The following is a 6703-nucleotide window of genomic DNA, read 5'->3' on the forward strand; positions in this document are numbered from 1 at the left end:
GCGGCTGCACCGTGCGGCGTCCGAGGGGTGGAACCCGGATCGCACGGCGCAGTGGAAGACGGTGCCGACCGGCAGTCGTGGCTGCGGCACCGTAGATCTGAGGGCGTGCACGATCCCTTCCCCGGAAGGGCATGCCACTGTTCCCACGCACCCCGCCATCGCAGAGAGACCGGAGTCGCGGGCAAAAACCGCCGAACGGGGTGCCGGAAGGTGTCTTTCCTTAACATTTCAGATGCGGCACCACCGGCGCCCCGTCCGAACCATCTCGGCCAAACCACGGGCGAAATCCGCCGCGTGGCCGCCGCCGCACGCCACGAACGCATTGACTTTCAGCAAAACAGCGTTACTGCAACGTTGCAGATATCAAGACTCCGAGAGATACCATGATCGACCCCAAGACCCTTGCCGACCGTTTTCCCGGCGATTTCGTGTTCGGCGTGGCGACCGCCGCTTTCCAGATCGAAGGGGCATCGAAGCTGGACGGCCGCAAGCCCTCGATCTGGGATGCTTTCTCCAACATGCCGGGCAGGGTCTATGGCCGCCACAACGGCGATGTCGCCTGCGATCACTACAACCGGCTGGAACAGGATCTCGATCTGATCCAGTCGCTCGGCGTGGAAGCCTATCGCTTTTCCATCGCCTGGCCGCGCATCATTCCCGAGGGCACCGGCGCAGTGAATGAGAAGGGCCTCGATTTCTACGACCGGCTGGTGGATGGCCTGAAGGCCCGCAGCATCAAGGCCTTCGCGACGCTCTATCACTGGGACCTGCCGCTCATGCTGGCCGGCGAGGGCGGCTGGACGGCGCGGCAGACGGCCTATGCCTTCCAGCGCTACGCCAAGACGGTCATCGCCCGCATCGGCGACCGGCTGGATGCGGTGGCGACCTTCAACGAACCGTGGTGCTCCGTGTGGCTGAGCCACCTCTACGGTATCCATGCGCCGGGTGAGCGCAACATGGATGCGGCCCTTCACGCGCTGCATTTCACCAATCTGGCGCATGGTCTCGGTGTCTCGGCGATCCGTGCCGAACAGCCGAAGCTTCCCGTCGGCCTCGTGCTGAACGCCCATTCCGTCTATGCCGGCAGCGACAGCGCGGCCGATCAGGATGCCGCAGCGCGCGCCCATGATTTCCACAACGGCGTCTTCTTCGGCCCGGTCTTCAAGGGGGAATATCCGGAACGCTTCCTCTCGGCGCTCGGCCACCGCATGCCGGAAATCGAGCCGGGCGACATGGAGACCATTGCCCAGCCGCTCGATTGGTGGGGCCTCAACTATTACACGCCGATGCGCGTGGCGGACGATCCCGCCGAAGGCGCGGAATTTCCCGCCACCGTGCCGGCCCCGCCGGTGGCCGATGTCAAGACCGATATCGGCTGGGAGGTATTCGCGCCGGCGCTCGGCGATCTTATCCGCAAGCTCAACGCAGATTACACGCTGCCCGATTGCTACATCACGGAAAACGGCGCCTGCTACAATATGGGCGTGGAGAACGGCGTGGTCGACGACCAGCCGCGCCTCGACTATATCGCCGAGCATCTCGGCATCACGGCGGACCTGATCGGCGAGGGCTATCCGATGCGCGGCTATTTCGCCTGGAGCCTGATGGACAATTTCGAATGGGCCGAAGGCTACCGGATGCGCTTCGGCATCGTGCATGTCGATTACGACACGCAGGTGCGCACGGTGAAGAAGAGCGGGCAATGGTACGGCGCGCTTGCCGGTCAATTTCCGAAGGGCAACCACAAGCCGGCGGTTTGATTACGATATCCGAAATTACTGATATTCGCATCGTCAACGTAAAGGATTCATAACGCTTCTGCCGCATCATCTCTCCCGGTTGGAGACCCTGATGCGGCGGCTTGCGCACCACCTTTCCGGAATGCTCGGCGCCCGGCGGCTTACGGTCGTTCTTGCGGTGCTTGGCTCGTTCGCGATCGTCGTCAGCCTTGCCACCGTGCTTGTCATGATGGCACTGGGTTTCATCGCCAACCGGGCAAACGAACTCGACGAGGAACGCACGCGCCAGACCGTGTTCGGCGCGCTCTCCTCCATGCGCAGCTCCATCGTCACCACCGTGCGCGATTACGCGGTCTGGGACGATGCGGCCGAGAACGTCTATGGCACGCCTGACATACCATGGCTCGTCACCAATTTCGGTCTCGCAACCGAAGGCGGGCCGCTGTTCGATACCGTCTTCCTCATCGACGAGAAGGGCGGCACGATGCTCGCCTATCGCAATGGCGTTCCCTTCGATATGGATGCCGAAGCATTCGGCGGGGCGGCATTCGAGGTGATGCGCCGGGAGGTGCTCGAAGCGGGTCTCACGCCGGGCAAGGAGGTTGGCGCTTTCCTGCGCACGGCGAAGGGCCCGGCTGTCGCCGCCATTTCCGCCATTCGGCCGGCCTCGGATGCGGTGAAGGCACCGGAAAGCGGCCTGCGCACGCTCTTCATCCTGCGGCACCTGACGCCCGCCCGCATCTCGAAGATATCGGACAATTTTCTCGTCTCCGGCCTTCTCCTCGCAGACGCCCTGCCGGCAACCGGCGACGCCGTCGCGCTCAACGGGCCTGACGGAAAACCGCTCGGTTATCTCTCCTGGACACCGGAAGCACCGGGGGACAAGAGTTATGACCAGGTGCGTCCGCTCGTGCTCTTGGCGCTGGCCGGCGTGGTCGTCTTCTTCGCGCTGCTGGTGCTGACGGGCGCCATCTTCGCGGTGCGGCTCAAGGCGGATGAGAACAGCGCCCGCCTCCAGGCGCTCACCGACCGGCTGAGCGGGCTGCGCAACCGCACCGGCCTCTATCTCGGCCTCGACGAACTGAACGCGCGGGCCGTTGCCGAAGCGTGCGACGTGCTGATGCTCTATCTCGACCTTGACGGCTTCAAGGACGTCAATGATTTTTACGGCCATGCGGTCGGCGACCGGCTCATTCGCGGCGTTTCCGCCGGCCTGTCCCGTCTCGTGCCTGAAGACGCCATGCTCGCCCGCATCGGCGGTGACGAATTCGCCATCGTGTTCCTCGCCGGCGATGATGGCGCGGAAACGGAACGGCTGACCCGCGCGCTTCTCGATTTCTTCACCGAACCCTTCGTCATCGGCGAGCGCGTCGCCATTGTCGGGGCGAGCATCGGCATTGCCGTCTCGCACCGCGGCGCGGTTGCCGGCGAAGAGTTGCTGCGGCGCGCCGACGTCGCCATGTACCGCGCCAAACATGCCGGCCGCGGCCGCGCCATGCATTATGAAGCGCTGATGGACGACGACCGCGACATGCGGCGCGAAATGGAGGAGGCGCTCAGGGCGGCGGTGGGGCGCGGCGAGATCGATGTCGTCTATCAGCCGATCGTGCACGCCCGCGGACGCGATATCTGCGGCGTTGAGGCGCTGGCACGCTGGACGCGCGACGGCCAGCCCGTGCCGCCGGATGTCTTCATTCCGCTCGCCGAGGCCACGGGCATCATCGATTCCCTTGGTCCGCTGATCCTGAAACGGGCCTGTGCGGCGGCGCGGCAATGGCCGGATCTCGGCGTTTCGATCAACGTCTCGCCGGCGCAGTTCCGCAATCCCTATTTTCCGGATCAGGCGCTGGCGATCATCGCGCAAGCCGGTATCGCGCCGGCGCGCATCACGCTTGAGATCACCGAGGGCTATTTCATTCAGAACCCGGGCCGGGCGAAGCTTGTCATGGATCGGCTGAAGGCGGGCGGCGTGCGCATCGCGCTCGACGATTTCGGCGCGGGCTTCTCGTCGATCGGCTATCTCATCCGCTTCGGCTTCGATCGCATGAAGATCGACCGCTCGCTCACCATGGCCGGGCAGCAATCGATCAAGGGGGGCGCGATGCTGCAGGCGACGGTGGCGCTTGCAGCATCCTTCGACATGCCGGTCACGGCCGAAGGCGTGGAAACGGCCGAGCAGGCCGCCTTTCTGCATCTGTGCGGCTGCGACCAGCTCCAGGGCTATTTCTACGGCCGGCCGATGAGCGAAAAGGCGATCTGCGACCTCATCGCTCTACCGGCCGCTTCCCGGAGCATCGCCGGCTGATCATTTGCCGAGATGGCGTTCGCCGCGCTGCTTGGCCAGGTCCATCTGCTTCTGCCGCTGGCGAAAGCGCATGCGGTCCTCTTCGCTACGCGTGCCGTGGCAATGCGCGCAGGACACGCCCGCCTCGTAGAGCGGGGACGCGATCTCTTCCGCCGTCAGCGGGTGACGGCAGGCGCGGCAAAGCTTGAGGTCGCCCTCCTCCAGGCCGTGCAGCACGGAGACGCGTTCATCGAAGACGAAGCAGGCGCCCTCCCAGAGGCTTTCCTCCGGCGGCACGTCCTCGAGATATTTCAGGATGCCGCCCTTGAGGTGGTAGACCTCCTCGAAGCCTTCCTGCTTCATGAAGGCCGTGGCCTTCTCGCAGCGGATGCCGCCGGTGCAATACATGGCGATCTTCGGCTTGTTGTGCAGGCCGGTATTGTTGCGCACCCAGTCCGGAAACTCGCGGAAGGTCTTGGTGTTCGGATCGACCGCGCCCTTGAAGATGCCGATCGCCGTCTCGTAGTCGTTGCGCGTGTCGATGACGATCGTATCGGGATCGGAGATCAGCGCATTCCAGTCCTGCGGGTCGACATAGGTGCCGACGGAGCGCGTGGGGTCGATATCCTCGACGCCCATCGTGACGATCTCCTTCTTGAGACGCACCTTCATGCGCAGGAAGGGCATGGCGCTGGCGTGGCTTTCCTTGTGCTCCAGGCCGGCGAATTCCGGCTGGCTGTGCAGGAAGGACAGCACGGCGCGGATGCCGGCGGCCGGGCCCGCGATGGTGCCGTTGATGCCCTCATGGGCAAGCAGCAGCGTGCCGCGCACGCCGTTCTCTTCGCAAAGCGCCTGCAAGGGATCGCGCAGGTCCGCAAAGCGCGGAACCGAGACGAAATGGTAGAGCGCGGCAACCAGGAAGCCGTCATTCGCCGACGGCGAAGGAATCTCATGTGCGATGTCTGTCATGGGGTCGCCACATACAGCTTTCGCGCTTTTCAGGCAATGCGGCGCATAAGCACGCCCGTCTCTACGCCAGCTGGTGCAGCCGTGCGCCGTCGCTGTTGCCAAGCGCCATGGACTGGTTGGAATACTGGCTTTCCCCCGTCACCTCGCGGCCGACCCAGTTCGGCAGCTGCGGGTCGTCGTGGATCGAGGAAAGCTCTACCTCGGCGATGACAAGGCCGCGATGGGCGCCGCTGTAGACATCGACCTCCCAGACATAGCCGTCATGCGGCACCTTGTAGCGCACCTTCTCGATGATGGTGCCGATGGCATGACGCAGCATGTCTTCGGCCTCGTCGCGGCTGATCTCGACTTCATATTCGTCGCGAACGAGGGCTGTGTGGCCCACTTTGATGGTGAGGCGGGCACGCCCGTCGCCATAGATGCGAACGCGCAGCGACCGGTCGTCCTGGGCCACGATATAGGCTTGCCTTATGGCGATGCCCTCGTTTGCGAAGGTACGCCATCGCTGGCCCGACACCAGGAACTTCCGCTCGATCTCTTTCGCCATAGGCACGCTTTCGCTGTCTCTGAGATGGGCTTGGGCCAGCGAAGACTACACGATACGTGTGTCATGACAAGTCCATGAATCGGGCGTAAGGCTCGACACAAGGTCGCAGACGCGCTATGTCGAGCAAAATTCAATCGTTTTAAAGGTCCGCGCCATGAGCGAGAAAAACGCCAAGCTCCTTTCCGTCCTGAAGCTGCAGCCGGTGGTGCCGGTGCTTGTCATCGACGACCTCAAGACGGCCGTGCCGCTGGCGCGCGCACTCGTCGCAGGCGGCCTCAAGGCGATCGAAATCACGCTGCGCACGCCGGCTGCTCTGGAAGCGATCCGCGCGGTCGCCAACGAGGTCGAGGGCGCCGTCGCCGGTGCCGGCACGATCCTCAATGCCGCGCAGTTCGAGGCCGCCGTCGAGGCCGGTTCGCAGTTCATCGTCAGCCCGGGCACGACGCAGGAGCTGATCGATGCCGCCGCCGACAGCGAAATCCCGCTTTTGCCGGGTGCTGCAACGGCAAGCGAAGTCATGGGGCTGCGCGAAGAAGGCTACCAGGTGCTGAAGTTCTTCCCGGCCGAACAGGCCGGAGGCGCGGCCTACCTGAAATCGCTGTCCTCGCCGCTCGCCGGCACGCTGTTCTGCCCGACCGGCGGCATCTCGCTGTCGAATGCTCGCGACTATCTCTCGCTGCCGAACGTCGTCTGCGTCGGCGGCTCCTGGGTCGCCCCGAAGGACCTCGTCGCCAAGGGCGACTGGGCGGGTATCGAGAAGCTCGCTGCCGAGGCGGCCGCGCTCAAGGGCTGAACAAGGTTCAACGGATTTGCAGACGGGCGGCCTCCGGTCGCCCGTTATGCGTTTGTAATCGGGCGCGTGCATTCCTATCTTGCCCTTGCAGTCGGCCCCTGTGCTGCGACGAGAGAAACGGAGACGCTCCCCATGTTTGACCCCAAGAAGTTGCTTGACCAGTTCCTCGGTTCGCAGGTGCCCGGCGCCGGTGGATCCGTGCGCGACCGCGCCGGCCAGGTCACCCAGCTCGCCAAGGACAATCCGCTTGCTTCCATCGCCATTGCCGGCGTGTTGCTGGGTACGGGCACCGGTCGTCAGGTCGCCGGTTCGGCGCTGAAGCTCGGCAGCCTCGCCGCCATCGCCGGCCTCGGTTACCAGGCCTACAAGAA

Annotated in this window: 5 protein-coding genes and 1 pseudogene; 4 read left to right on the top strand and 2 right to left on the bottom strand. The window is 64.4% G+C overall.

Annotated features, from left to right (window positions below):
* Positions 1 to 383: 383 nt before the first annotated feature.
* Together ACOZKU_RS27630 and ACOZKU_RS27635 are read left to right on the top strand one after the other, a co-directional pair.
* Positions 384 to 1760 (top strand): GH1 family beta-glucosidase, encoded by a 1377-nt coding sequence (locus tag ACOZKU_RS27630; protein WP_421581593.1) that lies wholly within the window; start codon positions 384 to 386, stop codon positions 1758 to 1760.
* A gap of 91 nt (positions 1761 to 1851) precedes the next feature.
* Positions 1852 to 4044: a putative bifunctional diguanylate cyclase/phosphodiesterase gene (locus ACOZKU_RS27635; RefSeq protein WP_421581594.1), complete on the top strand. Its 2193-nt coding sequence runs from the start codon at positions 1852 to 1854 to the stop codon at positions 4042 to 4044.
* Here the strand turns inward: ACOZKU_RS27635 and ACOZKU_RS27640 are convergent, their stop codons facing one another.
* Together ACOZKU_RS27640 and ACOZKU_RS27645 are read right to left on the bottom strand one after the other, a co-directional pair.
* Positions 4045 to 4992, bottom strand: coding sequence for a rhodanese-related sulfurtransferase (locus ACOZKU_RS27640; RefSeq protein WP_421581595.1), 948 nt, complete (start codon positions 4990 to 4992; stop codon positions 4045 to 4047). It abuts the gene before it with no gap.
* A gap of 61 nt (positions 4993 to 5053) precedes the next feature.
* Entirely contained in the window at positions 5054 to 5539 is a 486-nt protein-coding gene (locus ACOZKU_RS27645) for a CYTH domain-containing protein (protein WP_314086559.1), read from the bottom strand.
* A gap of 154 nt (positions 5540 to 5693) precedes the next feature.
* Here ACOZKU_RS27645 and ACOZKU_RS27650 point away from each other — a divergent pair, with 154 nt between their 5' ends.
* Positions 5694 to 6332, top strand: a complete 639-nt coding sequence (locus ACOZKU_RS27650) for a 2-dehydro-3-deoxy-phosphogluconate aldolase (RefSeq protein WP_421581596.1) — start codon at positions 5694 to 5696, stop codon at positions 6330 to 6332.
* Between the two features lie 132 nt (positions 6333 to 6464).
* A pseudogene (locus ACOZKU_RS27655) lies at positions 6465 to 6703 on the top strand (tellurite resistance TerB family protein); the annotation flags it as partial.

This window comes from Shinella sp. M31, assembly GCF_049199205.1.
Classification (GTDB): domain Bacteria; phylum Pseudomonadota; class Alphaproteobacteria; order Rhizobiales; family Rhizobiaceae; genus Shinella.

Excerpts from the sequence above, each read along its gene's own strand:
- ACOZKU_RS27630 (WP_421581593.1), top strand. The coding sequence starts at position 384 with ATGATCGACCCCAAGACCCTTGCCGACCGTTTTCCCGGCGATTTCGTG.
- ACOZKU_RS27635 (WP_421581594.1), top strand. The coding sequence starts at position 1,852 with ATGCGGCGGCTTGCGCACCACCTTTCCGGAATGCTCGGCGCCCGGCGG.
- ACOZKU_RS27640 (WP_421581595.1), bottom strand. The coding sequence starts at position 4,992 with ATGACAGACATCGCACATGAGATTCCTTCGCCGTCGGCGAATGACGGC.
- ACOZKU_RS27645 (WP_314086559.1), bottom strand. The coding sequence starts at position 5,539 with ATGGCGAAAGAGATCGAGCGGAAGTTCCTGGTGTCGGGCCAGCGATGG.
- ACOZKU_RS27650 (WP_421581596.1), top strand. The coding sequence starts at position 5,694 with ATGAGCGAGAAAAACGCCAAGCTCCTTTCCGTCCTGAAGCTGCAGCCG.